General features: G+C 56.4%; 16 protein-coding genes. 10 read left to right on the top strand and 6 right to left on the bottom strand.

Features of this window, described 5'->3' with window-relative positions; all coding sequences use genetic code 11:
* Window positions 1–75: 75 nt before the first annotated feature.
* On the bottom strand, window positions 76–1,599 hold the full coding sequence (locus H4J77_RS05775; RefSeq protein WP_123887834.1) for a fumarate hydratase: 1,524 nt from the start codon (window positions 1,597–1,599) through the stop codon (window positions 76–78).
* 311 nt (window positions 1,600–1,910) lie between these two features.
* Here H4J77_RS05775 and H4J77_RS05770 point away from each other — a divergent pair, with 311 nt between their 5' ends.
* The 3 genes from H4J77_RS05770 (at window position 1,911) to H4J77_RS05760 (ending at window position 4,928) form a co-directional block, all read left to right on the top strand.
* Complete coding sequence (locus tag H4J77_RS05770; RefSeq protein ID WP_123887833.1) at window positions 1,911–3,080, top strand: diguanylate cyclase; 1,170 nt, start codon at window positions 1,911–1,913, stop codon at window positions 3,078–3,080.
* Window positions 3,081–3,088: 8 nt separating this feature from the next.
* Entirely contained in the window at window positions 3,089–4,021 is a 933-nt protein-coding gene (locus H4J77_RS05765) for a 2Fe-2S iron-sulfur cluster-binding protein (RefSeq protein ID WP_123887832.1), read from the top strand.
* A 136-nt stretch (window positions 4,022–4,157) separates the two neighbouring features.
* A complete protein-coding gene (locus tag H4J77_RS05760; protein ID WP_123887831.1) occupies window positions 4,158–4,928 on the top strand; it encodes an enoyl-CoA hydratase in 771 nt (256 codons plus the stop codon).
* 37 nt (window positions 4,929–4,965) lie between these two features.
* On the opposite strand, the gene H4J77_RS05755 is transcribed toward H4J77_RS05760, so the two are convergent.
* Together H4J77_RS05755 and H4J77_RS05750 are read right to left on the bottom strand one after the other, a co-directional pair.
* Window positions 4,966–6,126: a phosphatidylserine/phosphatidylglycerophosphate/cardiolipin synthase family protein gene (locus tag H4J77_RS05755; protein ID WP_123887830.1), complete on the bottom strand. Its 1,161-nt coding sequence runs from the start codon at window positions 6,124–6,126 to the stop codon at window positions 4,966–4,968.
* A 24-nt stretch (window positions 6,127–6,150) separates the two neighbouring features.
* Window positions 6,151–6,930: an MBL fold metallo-hydrolase gene (locus H4J77_RS05750; RefSeq protein ID WP_123887829.1), complete on the bottom strand. Its 780-nt coding sequence runs from the start codon at window positions 6,928–6,930 to the stop codon at window positions 6,151–6,153.
* A 182-nt stretch (window positions 6,931–7,112) separates the two neighbouring features.
* Between H4J77_RS05750 and H4J77_RS05745 the strand changes: the two genes are divergently transcribed.
* Both H4J77_RS05745 and H4J77_RS05740 read left to right on the top strand, forming a co-directional pair.
* Window positions 7,113–7,865, top strand: a complete 753-nt coding sequence (locus H4J77_RS05745) for a GNAT family N-acetyltransferase (protein ID WP_123887828.1) — start codon at window positions 7,113–7,115, stop codon at window positions 7,863–7,865.
* 2 nt (window positions 7,866–7,867) lie between these two features.
* On the top strand, window positions 7,868–8,656 hold the full coding sequence (locus H4J77_RS05740) for a 1-acyl-sn-glycerol-3-phosphate acyltransferase (RefSeq protein ID WP_123887827.1): 789 nt from the start codon (window positions 7,868–7,870) through the stop codon (window positions 8,654–8,656).
* Here the strand turns inward: H4J77_RS05740 and H4J77_RS05735 are convergent.
* Window positions 8,590–9,225, bottom strand: a complete 636-nt coding sequence (locus tag H4J77_RS05735; protein WP_123887826.1) for an ACP phosphodiesterase — start codon at window positions 9,223–9,225, stop codon at window positions 8,590–8,592. The two genes, H4J77_RS05740 and H4J77_RS05735, sit on opposite strands and share 67 nt — an antisense overlap.
* Window positions 9,225–10,118 (bottom strand): ATPase, encoded by an 894-nt coding sequence (locus H4J77_RS05730; RefSeq protein WP_123887825.1) that lies wholly within the window; start codon window positions 10,116–10,118, stop codon window positions 9,225–9,227. Before H4J77_RS05730 ends, H4J77_RS05735 begins: the two co-directional genes overlap by 1 nt.
* Before the next feature lie 223 nt (window positions 10,119–10,341).
* On the opposite strand from H4J77_RS05730, the gene H4J77_RS05725 reads away from it, so the two are divergent.
* Window positions 10,342–10,698 (top strand): hypothetical protein, encoded by a 357-nt coding sequence (locus tag H4J77_RS05725; RefSeq protein ID WP_123887824.1) that lies wholly within the window; start codon window positions 10,342–10,344, stop codon window positions 10,696–10,698.
* A gap of 127 nt (window positions 10,699–10,825) precedes the next feature.
* Window positions 10,826–11,878, top strand: coding sequence for a trans-acting enoyl reductase family protein (locus H4J77_RS05720; RefSeq protein ID WP_123887823.1), 1,053 nt, complete (start codon window positions 10,826–10,828; stop codon window positions 11,876–11,878).
* Here the strand turns inward: H4J77_RS05720 and H4J77_RS05715 are convergent, their stop codons facing one another.
* Window positions 11,879–12,763, bottom strand: coding sequence for a LysR family transcriptional regulator ArgP (locus tag H4J77_RS05715; RefSeq protein WP_123887993.1), 885 nt, complete (start codon window positions 12,761–12,763; stop codon window positions 11,879–11,881).
* A 97-nt stretch (window positions 12,764–12,860) separates the two neighbouring features.
* Here H4J77_RS05715 and H4J77_RS05710 point away from each other — a divergent pair, with 97 nt between their 5' ends.
* The 3 genes from H4J77_RS05710 to H4J77_RS05700 all read left to right on the top strand — a co-directional run bounded on the left by H4J77_RS05710 (window position 12,861) and on the right by H4J77_RS05700 (window position 16,614).
* Window positions 12,861–13,481: a LysE/ArgO family amino acid transporter gene (locus H4J77_RS05710; protein WP_123887822.1), complete on the top strand. Its 621-nt coding sequence runs from the start codon at window positions 12,861–12,863 to the stop codon at window positions 13,479–13,481.
* A 255-nt stretch (window positions 13,482–13,736) separates the two neighbouring features.
* Entirely contained in the window at window positions 13,737–14,318 is a 582-nt protein-coding gene (gene sodB, locus H4J77_RS05705) for a superoxide dismutase [Fe] (protein ID WP_123887821.1), read from the top strand.
* Window positions 14,319–14,544: 226 nt separating this feature from the next.
* Complete coding sequence (locus tag H4J77_RS05700) at window positions 14,545–16,614, top strand: bifunctional diguanylate cyclase/phosphodiesterase (protein ID WP_123887820.1); 2,070 nt, start codon at window positions 14,545–14,547, stop codon at window positions 16,612–16,614.
* The last annotated feature ends 9 nt before the right edge of the window (window positions 16,615–16,623 follow it).

The following is a 16,623-nucleotide window of genomic DNA, read 5'->3' as shown; positions in this document are numbered from 1 at the left end:
TAGCGCAGCCCCAGGACGGGCGATGACAAAAAAAGGGCCTCGCAAGCGAGACCCTTTTTACCAACTTCTTAGCGCTTACTTCACTTCTACTGCCAGGCTCTCGGCAATCTTCTTCTGCCAAATCGCCGGGCCGGTGATATGCGCCGACTCACCTCGGCTGTCTACCGCGACAGTCACCGGCATATCTTCCACATCAAACTCATAGATAGCTTCCATACCCAACTCAGGGAAGGCAACCACCTCTGCTTTTTTGATCGCCTGCGCCACTAGATACGCGGCACCACCCACCGCCATCAAGTAGGCAGCCTTGTAGTCCTTGATCGCTTCAATGGCGATAGGCCCACGCTCGGCTTTACCGATCATGCCCAGCAATCCGGTCTGATCAAGGATCTGGCGGGTGAACTTGTCCATCCGTGTAGCGGTGGTAGGCCCAGCAGGCCCGACTACCTCTTCGCGTACCGGATCAACCGGGCCAACGTAGTAAATGAAGCGACCTTTAAGATCTACAGGCAGCTCTTCGCCCTTGTTCAGCATGTCGACCATACGCTTGTGCGCAGCATCGCGGCCGGTCAACATTTTGCCGGAGAGCAGAACAGTTTCGCCGGACTTCCAGGTCTGCACGTCTTCCGGCGTCAAAGTGTCCAGGTTAACGCGGCGCACGCCATCACCTACTTCCCAGGTAATATCCGGATAAGCATCCATCGGCGGCGCCTTGAGTACAGCCGGGCCAGTACCATCAAGCGTAAAGTGCGCGTGACGGGTCGCGGCGCAGTTGGGGATCATGCACACGGGCAAACTGGCGGCGTGGGTCGGATAATCCTTGATCTTGATATCCAGCACGGTGGTGAGACCACCCAGGCCCTGAGCACCAATACCCAGCGCATTGACCTTATCCATGATTTCCAGGCGCAGCTCTTCAACCCGGTTCTGCGGGCCACGGGCGCGCAGCTCATGAATATCGATGGAATCCATCAAGGACTCTTTGGCCATCACCGCCGCTTTTTCAGCGGTGCCGCCAATACCAATCCCCAGCATGCCCGGCGGACACCAGCCAGCCCCCATGGTCGGTACGGTTTTCAATACCCAATCGACGATAGAGTCAGATGGATTGAGCATCGCCATCTTGGACTTGTTCTCTGACCCGCCGCCCTTGGCTGCAACGTCGATTTCAACGGTATCACCCGGCACCATCTGGTAATGAATAACAGCAGGTGTGTTGTCTTTGGTATTGGTACGCTTACCCGCCGGATCAGCCAGAATCGAAGCGCGCAGCACGTTTTCCGGCAGATTATAGGCCTGACGCACGCCCTGGTTGATCATGTCATCCAGGCTCATGGTGGCACCTTCCCAGCTGACATTCATGCCGATCTTGACGAACACGGTAACGATACCGGTGTCCTGACAAATCGGCCGATGACCGGTGGCGCACATGCGCGAATTGATCAGAATTTGAGCAATCGCATCCTTGGCTGCCTTCGACTCTTCACGCTCGTAGGCTTCATGCACTGCCTGAATGAAGTCAACGGGGTGGTAATAGGAAATATACTGCAGCGCATCAGCTACGCTCTGAATCAGATCATCTTGTTTGATAACGGCCATGCTCGGACAGGCTCCTCTCTTTAGGCGGCTGACAGGGACTGCGCTATGTCAGACCAGTCTCACGGAATCGGACAGGCTTGGATGGTTGTAGTCACACCCTGGAAAAACAGTAGCCAAGTATACCTGAGCTAGCCGTTTGGCATAGCGCCGGGACCTTATTCTCTGACGAAATGAGGCAGCATGGCCGGGGCAGGCACGTTAAGACTACCACCGGGCATTTTCAGCACGGCCAGGCCGTGGGCAGTCACTTTGCAGCCAGCAGCAAGATACTGCTTCCCAAACCAGGGCTTAAACGATAAATTGACGTCATAATGCCATCACATAAAGTCGAGCCTATCGTGAACGAAACCCAGGCCGCAGATAACAATAAATTTCAGGCACTGAGGCTACAGCGCTTCTTCCTGGCGCAGGTTAATTACCTGATAACCTACCTGGTCATTGGGGTTGCCTGGGCCGCTGGTCACTATGACGGCTCCGCCTGGATGGCCTTTAGTCACGTGCTTCTGGGGCTGCTTACCCAGAGTGTATTTTTGCTGCTATTCAAAACCGGCCTCAACCTCCGCTTCTCGGAACCCAGCCTCAGCAACGCCCAGATCGCCGTAGCCATTTTGTTAACCACGTATATGCTGGCTTTTTCAGACAGCCTGCGCGGCAGCCTCATCTTGGTCTACGCCAACATTCTGGTGTTTGGCATATTCCAGCTATCGCGCCGCGATCTGCTGCTGCAAGCAGGTCTGGCGCTGGTCTGCTTTGGCAGCGTTATTGCCTTTGATTACTACAGCTCTCCCAGCTCGCAGAATCTGACACTGAGCCTGGTACAGTGGTTTATTCTCGCTTGTTTTCTCGGCTGTCTAACCATCACCGGCAGCTATATCCGTGAGCTCCGCGAGCGCTTGCAGCAGCGTCACAGCACACTGCAAGCGCACCAGGAAACCCTGCGCGGCATGATGGGGCAGCTGCAGAGTCTGGCCACTACCGACAGCCTTACCGGACTGGCAAACCGCCGCTACTTCATTGACGAGGCACGCCGCCGAATGACGCTAATGCGGCCCAATCAGACGCTCGGTGTAGCCCTGATTGACCTGGATCATTTCAAACGCATCAATGACCTCTACGGCCACGCGGCTGGAGACGAGGTATTACAGGGCTTCGCCAAACTGGCGACAGACAGCCTGCGCGAAGGCGATCTGGTCGCGCGCTTTGGCGGCGAGGAATTTGTTATTCTGCTGAGCAATACCGATCTCGACATTCTGTACCAATGCCTGGAGCGTATACGTGTCAGCTTTGCCAAAGCACATTTCCCCAGCTTGCCTGAAGGCGTAAACTGCACCTTATCTGCAGGCCTGAGTATGATCCACCAGGAAGATGACCTGGAAGTGCGCTTGAACAATGCCGATCAAGCGTTATACACGGCCAAAAACAGTGGCCGGAATCGCTGCGAACGCTACCAACCCAGCCATGAAAAACTCACCCAAGCCTGAATTGACCGATGCCTGAATTGATCGTACAAGGCCGCCATCTGCAAGTGAGCCAAGGTGACAACCTGCTGACGGCACTGCAGGGCGCAGACCTGCCAATCAACTGGTCCTGTCGTGCCGGTCACTGCCACAGTTGCCTCATCCAGGCTCCCGCAGAATCGATTCCAGCCGCCGCACAGCAAGGCTTGAGTCCAGCGCAGCAAGCCGAAGGTTGGTTGCTCGCCTGCCAATGCAGTGTCGAGCAGGATATGCATCTGACACTGCATGACCCGGCCAGCGATGGCTTACCCGCGCAGATTGAGAGTCTGGAAACCCTACCTGGCGATATCGTGCGCCTGCGCTTGGCTCCTCAGCGCCCCCTGCGCTACCGCGCAGGTCAACACGTCACCCTATGGTTATCGTCGCGACTGGGGCGCAGCTATTCGCTGGCAAGCCTGCCCGGCGACGCGCTGCTCGAGTTTCATATTCAGGTGCGCGACAACGGTGCCTTCTCACACCAATTACAACAGGCCTGCGTAGGCCAAACGCTCTATCTTGGCGCCCCTGGCGGCCATCTGTGTTACGACCCCGCCTGGCATGACCGCCCACTGCTGCTGCTAGCCAGCGGTACCGGTCTAGCCCCGCTGCAGGCGCTTGCGCGCGACGCACTGCAAAGCGGGCACAGCGGCGGTATCAATCTGTGGCACTGGTCAGCCGCCAAACAGGGCTGCTACTTGCAACAACCACTGACGGATCTGGCAGCGAGTGAACCCCAACTGCATCTCAATTTGCGCCAGCGAGCAGATTTGGATGCAGACCTGCGCAGTCTGCGTATTCGCTCACGAGCGACCCTGGCATTAGTCTGTGGCGGCGCCGAGTTTACCGAGCAGGTACGCCGACCACTCTTTATGGCCGGCCTGGCCGGACCGCAGGTTATCGACGAGAGCTTTCTCGCGCGGAGTTAGCTTGAATAGCCACCCATCGATTGATCCGGCATCGTTATGAGTACTCATTCGGCAGGCCATGGTTGCTGCGGCAGCAATTCAAATCATGCGACCATGCTTGGCAAAGAAAAACCGAGTGAGAGACGCTGGAGACAATATGAGCGAACACGTACTGATTGAGCACAGCGGCGGCGTGCTGACGCTAACGTTGAACCGTCCCGATAAAAAGAACGCCCTGACCCAGGCTATGTACGGTGCCATGGCCGAGGCGATCAACGCAGCACAACAAGATAACCAGATTCGTGCCGTAGTGATTCAAGGCAGCGACAGCTGTTTTACCAGTGGCAACGACGTCGGCGACTTCGTCAACTCACCGCGCAGCGACACCAAGAGTCCGGTCTATCATTTTTTACGCGCTATCTGTCACGCAGAAAAACCCCTGATCGCCGCCGTGAACGGTCCTGCAGTCGGTGTCGGCACCACCATGTTGCTGCATTGCGACCTGGTGTTCGTTGCTGACAATGCACGCTTGAAAATGCCGTTCGTCAACCTTGGCCTCTGTCCCGAAGCAGGCTCCAGCTTCCTACTACCGCGCCTGCTGGGTCACCTGCGCGCCGCAGAACTGCTGCTGCTAGGCGAAGAATTATCGGGGCAGCGCGCAACTGAAATCGGCCTGGCCAATCACGCCTTGCCGGCAGGATCAGCCGTACTGCAAGCCGCTCAGGATGCCGCCAGGCGCATTAGTGAATTGCCGCCGGGCTCGGTCAAGCTAACCAAGCAGTTGATCAAAAAAGGGGTGGCCCAAGTGGCAGAGCAGACTATGGATGCGGAAGGCGCCCATTTCACCGAGTTACTCGGCAGCGCAGATGCGCGCGAAGCGCTCACCGCCTTTATCGAGAAGCGCAAACCGGTATTTGCCAGCCAGTAAAGCGCACAACTGCTCCACGCTTGACGTGGAGCAGGTCTCAACGATGAATACCAAAAATCCGCATCACCCATCGATTGATTTGCCCCCACACCCGAATTTTCAGGCGATGACTCAAGGGTAAATTACGCCAGCGCTCCAACGTCCATTCGTAACTTTGCGCGAAATCGTTCTCAAAGCTCTCGGTCACCGCGCTCGCCAAGCCAGGATCAACCGCTTGCTGATTCGCTTCCAGATTCCAATGCAAGGTCCAGTGGTCAAAGTTACAGGAACCAAGCGACACCCAGTTATCAACCATAGCGGTCTTCAAATGGGTAAAACGGGGTTGAAACTCGTAGATGCGCACACCGGCTTTCAATAGGCGACGGTAATACCGCTGGCCAGCGTAAAGCACTGCAACGTGATCGACACTGGTGCCACACAATAGCAGACGGACATCGACGCCGCGCCGTGCGGCGCGGATCAACGACCGACGAATGCGCCAGGAAGGCAAAAAATAAGGCGTTGCCAACCAGACTCGTTGTTCACTATGAGCCAATGCACCAAGCAAAGAGGCAACCACCTCTTTCTGCTCACGCGCCCCGATGTAGGACACCCGCGCGTGACCGCCACCCTCCTGCGGACGGGACGGTATTTTTACTCGCCGAACAGGTGAGAAGCCACGGCGTTGATACTTGCCTACCCGCGCCCATTCAATTTCAAACAAATCCAGCCAGTCAGCAACCACCGGCCCCTGCACTTCGAGCATCTGCTCATGCCAGCGAGGGCAATCACTCCCCTCCTCTTGCTGACAAAACTCATCAGTAAATCCAGTACCGCCGACAAAAGTGATCTTCTGGTCGATGATGATCAGTTTACGGTGATCGCGATGAAACATGCGCGTGCCGTGGTACCAGGATGTCGGATTATAGATGCGCGTTGCAACGCCGCCATCGCTGAGTCGGTCACGATCCGGCTGCTTCATCTTTTCACTGCCGATCGCATCAAACATGAAGCGAACCTTTACGCCTCGCGAGACCGCTTGCAGAAGAGCATCCACCACCTGATCGCAACTGGTGCCCGAGGAGACCAGATACATCTCAATATCAATGCTGGACTCGGCCTGCTCAAAGGCTTCGAGTATGCGCGGAAAGTAGCGGTGCCCATCCACGCGCAGATTGAATTCGTTGTCCTGATGCCACTCATACACACGCGACGACATAAATATCCTTGTAGCGGACGCCGCTCAAGGAATTCGGTAATCGTCCTGCGTTAGCAGATCTACCCCGCACTCGAGCTGGCTAATCCAGTCCAGAAAAGCATTGATCATTTCAGGGCCGTCAAAGGGACGACCGTGTTGAGGTACCAGCATGGTCGGTGCCAACTGACGAACCATATTAGCCCACAGACGGCATACTTTGTTCCCCGCCATGTAGCGACGGTGAAAGCCCTCCATACTGGATTTGTGAGTAGCAAAGTCGGTCACTGGTTCCGCATCGTCCAACATTGATGCTCCCATATCGCCGGAAAACAGGATGCCGCTGATCGGATCAAAGAACTGCAGGTTACCCACGGAGTGCAGAAAATGCGCTGGCAGTATCTTGATTGAGGACTTACCCAGCGGCACGTCGGCACCGCGATCAGGAATGGCTATCATCCGATCGGTAGTCGACATACCCATCTGCCGATTCAGAAAACCGGCACTCAGGTGCGGCAAGAAACGCGCCCACAGTTTTGAGCAAACCACTTTACAGCGGGTGTGCAAAAACCATTTATCCAGCGACGCAATGATGTCCGGATCCTGGTGTGACGCAAACACATAGGTCAGGTCAGGCAGGGGTATATACCGGCTGACTGCCAATGAAAGCGGCATGTACGTCAGATCTCCACCCGGATCAAGCAGCGCATGCTCGTCGTGATCGATGATCAGAAATTGATTCGACTGCACCCCATCGCCGGTGACCAACTGGTCAAAACACAACACCTTGTGCGGTCCGTTATCGAACAAAACTCTTGCCGTGGCCATACCGAGACTCCCTACAGGTTAAATTCCAGCCCACCTTATAAATCAGCAATGCGGTCAGGCCACTGACCTGCATCAAGATGTACGCAGTCACAGGAACGTAACCAAGGATTCACAATCCTGACACCCCAGCGCCATAGGCTCAGCTTGTACATCAAATAACAGATGCCCGGACGGAGGTGTCCATGTCACAAGCAGCGCTCGCCCTCGAAGAATCCAACAGTCGCCAGTTGCTGGTAGAACTGGCTACCGACGCACGCAGCCTCAGAGCAGCACAGGCTCTCAGATACCAGGTCTTCGCTGAAGAATGTGGCGCGGTCTTGCATACGGCCGAAGCTGGCCTGGATCAGGATCATTATGACCTGCACTGCGAACACTTGATCGTGCGCGACCAGAACACCGGTCGCGTGGTCGCGACCACCCGCATCCTGGATAGCCGCCGCGCCCCAGAGGCAGGCGGTTTCTATAGCGAGAGTGAGTTTCAGCTGGTTGGCCTGACTGACCTGCGTGGCGACATCATGGAGATCGGTCGCACCTGTGTGCACGCTGAGTACCGCAATGGCGCGACTATTTCAGCGCTCTGGTCGGGCTTGGCGCAGCTGATGAATGAGCGCCATTACGCATACCTGATGGGCTGCGCCAGCATCGATATGCGCGACGGCGGCCTGCAAGCGCACGCCATCATGCAGCGGTTGCGTGGGCGCTATCTGAGCCGCGAGTACCTTAATGCGATTCCACGCTTACCCATTCCCGAGCGTGACTTGCCAGCCAACCTGACCGCACAGCTACCACCGCTGCTCAAAGCCTATATGCGCCTAGGTGCGAAGGTCTGCGGTGAGCCCTGCTGGGATCCGGAATTCAACGTTGCCGATGTTTTTATCCTGCTACGCCGTGAGCAGCTTTGCCCACGCTACGCTCGCCATTTCAAGGCAGTCTGAGGATGACGCCGGGTAAAGCGCTGCGTTTGGCTGGCGTCATTGGCTGGATCATCTGTGGCCTGCTGCTCGCAACCTGGGTCGCGCTGCTGCAGCCTTTCAAGCCGGCCTTTCTGGATGGTCAGCGCCAGCGCCTGACACGCTGGTGGCTGCGCAATCTGATCCGTCTATTGCCATTGAGGCTGCACGTGCATGGCTCCCCGGTGAGTGATACCGCGCTCTGGGTCAGCAACCACGTGTCATGGCTGGATATCGTCGTACTCGGTGCGCAAGCCCCGGTGCATTTTCTGTCCAAGGCCGAGGTGCGGCAATGGCCCGTCATCGGCTGGCTGGCAGCAGCTGCCGGGACCTGCTTTATCCAACGCGGGAAGTCGGTGTCGCAATCCTTGCAGGCACAACTGACCCAGATCCTGAACCAGGGCCGTAGTCTGGTCATTTTTGCTGAAGGCACTACCACTGCCGGCGACCGGGTACGTACTTTTCACGGCCGCTTGCTGGGCAGTGCAATAGACGTCAAGGCACCGATACAACCCGTCGCTGTGGCTTACCGGCTCGATGGTGAGGCTGACCGCTCCGCGCCCTTCATCGATGACGATGAGTTTTCACAGCACCTGGTACGCTTACTCGGCTCCAGGACCATAGACGTACATGTGTATTTTCTTGCGCCCATCGCTAGCCAGGACCGCAACCGAAATCAGCTGGCCAGAGAAGCACAATCGGCAGTGAGTCAGGCTCTGGGATTGCCGGACGGCACGGTAAAGTCAACGGCACCCGAGCTCAAAAGCGCCGCCTGATCAGCAGCGAAGGCCTGAACCTGCGGCATAAAACGAAAAAAATCCTGCTCAAAGGCGGCGTAATCTGCCTCCAGCTCCGCAACCGAGCCAGGCATTGCATTATCGCGCCGCAGTCGCTTGGACATATTATCCAGCGCGCGATGCAAGTGCGGTAACTGCGCATAACTGGTGAGCCAGTCGTGCTCACTCATGTGCCGAATAACCGGCCACGCATTTTCCGGGATAATGTCGCGCTGCTGCAGCAGGTGCCGATAGGACTGCTGACTGAACTCCGCCAGCGGTAGCTCGGAAAATTGCTGCCAGTGACGCGCCAGCAAGTGATCATAGAACATGTCCACCATGATGCCGGCAAAGCGGCGGCGCTGAGGGCTAACCCGCGCCTTGCTTTGCAGCACCAACGCATGACTATCCGTGAAGCCATCAATACGCCTATGCAACCAGATGCCGCCGCGCACCCCTTCGGGCAACGCAATCTGCTGCACCGGCCCTTTGACAAAATCGCCAAGCAGGCTGCCCAGGGCCTGCTCCGGCGAGTTTGACCCCATCAATAAGTGGGCAAGGAAGTTCATCAGTTACCCTGTACCTGCGCATGCAGACTAGCCAACTGGTTTTGCAGAGTACTGATGCTACGGTTGGTTTGCAGGCGAAAACTGTCAATCGAATCCAACGCCTGCTCGGTCGCAGCCGCGCGCTGATCAAGCTCGGTGCGCATCACCAGCAGACTTTGCTCAACGTCACCGCCGCCTTCCTGCTGCAATGCCTGTAACGCCTGTTTTTGGCTGGTCAGCTGGGCGGCCTGAGCCGCTAACTGTGATTGCAACTCTTCCAGCCCTGCCAGTTGCCCCTGCAGTTGCGTCAACTGCGCTGCCGCTGTCTTGGCCTGCTCTGCGGCAGCTTGCAGCTGCCTCGATTGCTCGCTCAGGCGCTCAGCAAAATCGGCAGTGCCAGCAGTCAAGCTAGTCAGCTGTGCCTGCTGCGCCTCGACCTCTTTGCTCAACTGCGCGTTCGCTGTCCTGGTGCTGAGCAAACGCTCATCATGCTCGCTCAGCGTCTTCTGCAATGCGGCCACCTGACTTTCCAGCTTGCCGATGCGAGCGCTCCTGGCCTGCTCAGCCTGACCGAGACTGGATTCGGTGGCACTGAACTTGCCGTTAATATCCTGAATACGTCCCGAGGCTTCCTCACTGATGCGCGCGAAGCTGGTTTGCGTCGCGACCAATTGCTGTTTAAGCATGCTTTGCTGCTGATAAGTCCAATAGCCCAGCGCAACAAGTGCTAAAGACAGTGCCGCAGTCAGCGCCCAGAGTGGGCCGTTGCTCGCACCCGACACTTGGGGTGGAGGATCAGCGCGCAAGCTCCCACTGGAACTGCTGCGCTGAGGCGCGACCGATACTGGATCAAAGCCATCATCGCGACTTGCTCGCAGACTAGGTAAATCATCATCCAACTCTTGCTTCTTCATTCGTCCCCAACTCCCAATCTTGCCCAAAAGCTCGCGCCAGAGCGGTGCAAGCCCGCACCACGGAATAGCACATAATGGCCTTTTACCCGCAACCAGCAGGTTTATGACCCTCGCCTGGCGGCATATATCCAGCACTTATGCGAATTGGTACACATTCTGCTTGCACTTAACTCACTTGGCTACCGCACCTTGCGAGACCAGTGATTAATTGGGGGATGGATCCATGATTGCAGACGCACAGTTCAACCGCGCAACACTTGACTGCATGACCACACTGAGACGCCATTTAAAACGCTCACTCGGGGTGACCGTTCACTTGGGCGACCCGGATGCAGTGGAAAGCATGATCGGCTTGAGCCGCGATTGCCCGAATGCCGATATTCGCGACCTGGGTAACCGGCTGGCGGATATGGTTGCCCCCGTTGTGCCCGAACCGGAAGAAAGCATGGTAGCGCAAGGCGCCATTGCCGCGCGGCAATACCATGTTAACGCACAGCGCCAACGTGACATGCCGGCAGAACCGACTCCAGCATCCCCGAGTGGCAGCGTGCGCATCTACCGGGGCCAGGTTATTCGCTGAGGCATGCCATCAGGCTTGTCGATGGCGTGTCTATGTCGCATATCCGAACCTGCGTAACCCACAAGCCGCTGGCGCATACGCACCACAGACATTACTCTGAGCCATCCAGGGTCTGAGGAGTAATTGAATGTCTGAATGGATGATTTACGGTGCCAATGGCTATACCGGCGAACTGTTAGCACGCGAGGCGCTATCTCGCGGCTTGACGCCGGTACTAGCTGGACGCAATCAGCAAGCCGTTAGCGCACTGGCCAGCGAACTTGGATTACAGGCGCGTCACTTCACCTTAGACGATCCAGACGCAGCCAATCAGGGCATGCAGGGGATGAATATAGTCGTCCATTGCGCAGGGCCGTTCTCAGCTACCAGTCAGCCCATGATTGATGCCTGCCTGCACAACCATTGTCACTACCTCGACATTACCGGCGAGATCGACGTGTTTATCGCAGCTCAGAGCCGACATAGCGAAGCAGCCGAGGCCGATGTGGTCATTTGTTCAGGCGTTGGCTTCGACGTCATTCCCACCGACTGTATTGCCGCACGCTTAAAAGAAGCAATGCCAGATGCCGACCGCCTTGCACTGGGGTTCGACTCACGTACTGGCTTTTCCCCCGGCACAGCTAAAACCTCAGTAGAAGGTTTGAAATATGGCGGACGTATCCGCCAGAACGACAAGATAAAAACGGTTCCTCTGGCGTATCAAAGCCGAGATATAGACTTCGGTAACGGGACAAAACACGCCGTCACCATTCCCTGGGGCGATATCGCGACGGCGTGGTTCTCTACCGGCATTGATGACATCGAGGTGTACATCCCCATGGCGCCGAGTGCTGCCACGCGGCTGCGCCGCCTGGATCGTTTACGCCCGTTGCTCGGCCTCCCGCCAGTCCAGGCCTTGCTCAAGTATCTGGTAGGCCGACGTATTCTTGGACCTGGCAGTGATCAACGCTTGAACGCACGGTCTTTCGTCTGGGGCGAGGCACAAAACCGCGTCGGCAAGAAAATCACCGCGCGTATTGAAACCGCCAATGGTTACGACGTGACCGTCGAGGGAGCCCTTTTTGCCGTTGATTTTCTTCAACAAAACGAACCTGCTCCAGGCTATTACACCCCTTCACGACTGCTCGGCGCTGACTGTATCGAGAAACTGGCTGGCTCAGGTGAGATGCAGCTGGATTGATTAGCCCAATAGGGCTGGCACCTTCCGTGCCAGCTCGCTGGTCAACCCTGCCAACAACTGTCCGCCATTGCGCCAGTAGTGCCAATATAACGATACCGACTGCGCCTGCCCCGGCACCAGCTCGGACAACTCTCCACGCCGTAATTCGCCTGCCACTTGCATCGCCGGCACCATACCCCAGCCAACGCCCGCGCTGAGCATACGTACGAACCCCTCGGATGAGGGACACAGATGGTATTCAAACTCACCCGGCAAACCCAACTGCTGCATAAACCGGTGCTGCAGCTGATCATCCGGGCCAAATACCACAGCCGGTAAGCCTGGTAACCGCGCTGGCACCACGCCAGCCGGAAAATGACGATCAATAAATACGCGACTGGCTACGGCCAGGTATGGCATTTGCCCCAGCAGTAAACTACGCGCGCCAGCCACCGGCTGCTCGGTAGCGCAAACGCAGGCAGCGACCTCACCATTACGCATGCGTCGCAAGCCTACGTCCTGATCCTCTACCTGCATATCCAGCAGCACCCGCTCAGCACTGCACCAGCCGCTGACGGCCTCTGCCCACCAGGTGGCCAGACTGTCGGCATTAAGCGCAATGCGCAGCCGACTCATACCTCCTTGCGTATCTATTTCCGGCAGGTCGCTGCGCAAATCGCGCTCCAGCAGCCGCACTTGCTGCACGTGATTGAGTAGCCGTTGGCCTGCCGCGGTCGCTTGAGGCGGCGACACTCTGACCAATACCGGCGAGCCCAGCCGTGACTCCAACAACTTGATCCGCTGCGAGATCGCTGATTGCGACAAACCCAAGCTCAATGCCGCGCGCTCGAAGCCACCCTGCTCTATTACAGCGGTCAATGCCGCCAACAGCTTATAATCCAGCATCATCAATTTCTCTAATATGACATCAGCATTATTGTCTTTTCTGATATCGATAACCACTCCAAAATCACTTCCTTCCACTAATCACAAGGCGCTATCCATGCCCACTCTGTTGCACAGCTACACCAACGGCCTTTTTGTTGCCGCCGGACTCATCATGGCGATAGGTGCACAAAACGCCTTTGTGCTGGCTCAGGGTCTGCGCAGAGAGCATCACATCAGCGCCGCGCTGATCTGCATGAGCTGTGATGCGGTATTGATTCTCGCCGGCACCTTCGGCTTGGCGGCATTACTGCAAAGTCATCCGCTGGCCATGGAGATTACGCGTTGGGCCGGGGTTGGCTTTCTCTCGCTTTATGCCTTACAGGCACTGAAACGTGCGGCCTGGCCAGCGGCAATGCATGCCGGCCAGCAACCCAAGCGATCGCGCCGTGCGGTATTGCTTAGCACCCTGGCAGTCACTCTGCTAAACCCGCACGTTTATCTGGACACCATGGTGTTAATCGGCTCAGTAGGCGCACAGAATCCTCTACCGTTGATCTTTGCCTTGGGCGCCGTCAGTGCATCGATTATCTGGTTCAGCCTGTTATCGCTGGGCTCCGCGAGATTAGCGCCCTTGCTGAGTCGCCCCCTGACCTGGCGCTGCATTGACCTGGCCGTCGCAGCAATGATGCTGGCGGTTGCCTGGTCTTTGGCTAAACCGGCGTTGCAGACACTCTGAAGGGCTATAACCCTATACTTGGTACGTGGATAGCTGCGCTTTCAGGTGCTATCATCGGGGCTTCCCGATCGCAAGACGGGCAGCGCCCTCTGGAGCCTGTATCAGTTCCAGTAGAAAAAAGAGGCGTCGCAGATTGTCCACTCTGCCCACGTGGCAACCGTGGTCAACGAAGTCGAACTGAGGCATACATTTGATGTCGCACAGTTAAGTACTATTCCGTTTCTGGACCCTGATACCTGAAGATGGAGAATAACCATGGCTTTTGAATTACCAGCACTCCCTTACGAGAAAAATGCACTGGAACCACACATTTCTGCAGAAACTCTCGAATACCATTACGGCAAGCATCACAACACCTATGTTGTGAACCTGAACAACATGGTTCCGGGCACCGAGTATGAAGGTAAGAGCCTGGAAGACATCATCAAGACTTCCAGCGGCGGTGTGTTCAACAACGCAGCGCAGATCTGGAACCACACCTTCTACTGGAACTGCCTCAGCCCGAACGGCGGTGGCGAACCTACTGGCGCACTAGCCGAGGCTATCAACAAGTCTTTCGGTTCCTTCGCGGCATTCAAAGAAGAGTTCAGCAAAACCTCCATCGGCACCTTCGGGTCTGGCTGGGGCTGGCTGGTTAAAAAGGCTGACGGTTCACTGGCTCTGGCCAGCACCATCGGTGCCGGCAACCCTATCACCTCAGGCGACACGCCGCTGCTGACCTGTGATGTGTGGGAACATGCCTACTACATTGATTACCGCAATGCCCGTCCCAAGTACGTTGAGGCATTCTGGAATCTGGTTAACTGGGACTTTGTTGCGAAAAACTTCGCAGCCTGAACAAAGTTGCAGTGCAGTAAGTTAGGCCCACAACACCTCGCTCCGGCGAGGTGTTGTGCTTTCAGCAGAGCAAAAAGTGATTTCACTTTGACGTCACCGATCAGTTTGTCGATACTCGACATATCGCTGTTGAAAAAATAACAAATCGTGCGGGTACTGAATGCCTAGCGCAACCTCCCACGATGATCCTACCGCTTAACGCATTCACGATAGGAATAACAAGACTTTGAAGCTAGAGCGCCGACACAGCCTTTCCATAAAGTTGCTTCGCTTGGTGCTACTTTGGGCTTTGGTAGTGGGCGTCGTTCTGAGCATGGGTCAGATTGCCTACGACTTGCGCAAGGAAAGTACGCTGATCGACAGCAATGCCGAGCAGATCCTGGCCATGTCCCAAGATCCGGCTACCCAGGCTGTCTACAGCCTGGATCGCGAAATGGCACTGCAGGTCATTGGTGGCCTGTTCGAACACGAAGCGGTTCGCTACGCCGCTATCGGCCACCCGGACGAGACACAGCTGGCCAGCCGCGAGCGCCCTCTAAGAGACGCAAGTTATCGCACCTTGACCGACTGGCTGTTCGGCATAGAGCAGCAATACAGCATCGAGCTCTATGGCCGCGAGCCCTACAATGAGTACTACGGCGACTTGCAGATCACCCTGGACACGGCGCCTTATGGTAAAGACTTCCTGCAAAGCTCTCTGATAATTTTATTATCGGGCGTGCTGCGTGCCATGGCCATGGCCTTTGCCCTGTATATGCTTTATCACATACTACTGACCAAGCCACTTGCCAGCATTATCGATCATATTGCCGATATCAATCCTGACCATCCAGGCAAGATGCACATCCCCATGCTGCGCGGCCAGGAAAAGAACGAACTGGGACTCTGGATCAGAAAGGCCAACGAACTACTGGAGTCAATCGAGCGCAACAGCAGCCGGCGGCGCGAGGCGGAAGCCAACTTGCTGCATTTATCGCAGCACGATCATCTAACCGGCTTGCCCAATCGCACTCTGCTGCAGGAGCAGCTCACGCGCATTCTTGCTGACGCTGGCCGCAGACAACGCGGTGTAGCAGTACTGTGCTGCGGCCTGGACGACTTCAAGGAAATCAATGAGCAGTTCAGTTACCAATCCGGCGACAGCCTGCTGATCACCGTAGCGGATCGTCTACGCGCCAATAGTGGCCGCTTGGGTAGCCTGGCCCGCCTGGGTGGAGATCAGTTTGCCCTGGTACAAACCGGCGTAGGCGAGCCATACGAGGCCGCCGAGTTGGCACAAACCATTCTCGACGACTTAAGCCGCCCGATTGAGATCGGCGAGCTCACCGTCAGCCTGCGTGCGACAATAGGCATCACCCTGTTCCCCGACGATGGTGATGACGCCGAGAAGCTCTTGCAGAAAGCCGAGCAAACCATGATGCTGGCCAAAGCCCGCTCACGGAACCGCTATCAGTTTTATATTGCCAGCCTCGACAGCGAGATGCGCGTAAGACGCGAACTCGACAAGGAGCTCAGAGGCGCACTGGAGCGTAACGAATTTCACTTGGCCTACCAGCCTCAGGTAAGTTACGCAACCCACGAGGTCGTGGGCGTGGAGGCGCTGCTGCGCTGGCAGCATCCCGAACGCGGCCTGGTGCCGCCAGATCTGTTCATTCCACTGGCAGAACAGAACGGTATCATCATCAATATCGGTGAATGGGTATTGGATCAAGCGTGCAAGCAACTGCGGGTCTGGCACGATCAGGGACTCACCGGACTGCGCATGGCAGTCAACCTGTCGACTGTGCAATTGCACCATAGTGAGCTGTCACGCGTCGTAACCAATCTGATGCAGCGCTACCAACTACCCGCGCATTGCCTGGAGCTGGAAGTAACAGAAACCGGTCTGATGGAAGATATTGCAGCTGCGGCAAGCCATCTTAATAGCCTGAAAAAGATCGGCGTACTGATCGCCATTGACGACTTTGGCACCGGCTACTCTTCGCTCAGTTATCTACGCGGCCTGCCGCTGGATAAGATCAAGATCGATAAAAGCTTCGTGCAGGATGTGCTGCGGGACGAAGATGACGCAACCATTGTACGCGCCATCATTCAGTTGGGCCGCAGCCTGAATATGGAAGTCATCGCTGAGGGCGTAGAGTCCGCAGAGCAAGAGGCTTATGTCATCGCCCAAGGTTGCAACGAGGGCCAGGGTTACTACTACAGCCGACCGCTTTCAGCCGCAGCCTTTGATATCTGGATACGCCAATATCAGACCAGTAAGCTTGATGTGCGCAATAGCTCGAAAATCAGCTAAAAGGTGGCT

Source organism: Pseudomonas sp. 5Ae-yellow, from assembly GCF_014077575.1.
GTDB classification, from domain to species: Bacteria; Pseudomonadota; Gammaproteobacteria; order Pseudomonadales; family Pseudomonadaceae; genus Halopseudomonas; species Halopseudomonas neustonica.
The sequence above is the reverse complement of the archived record's forward strand: the minus strand, read 5'-3'. Positions and strand labels throughout refer to the sequence as shown.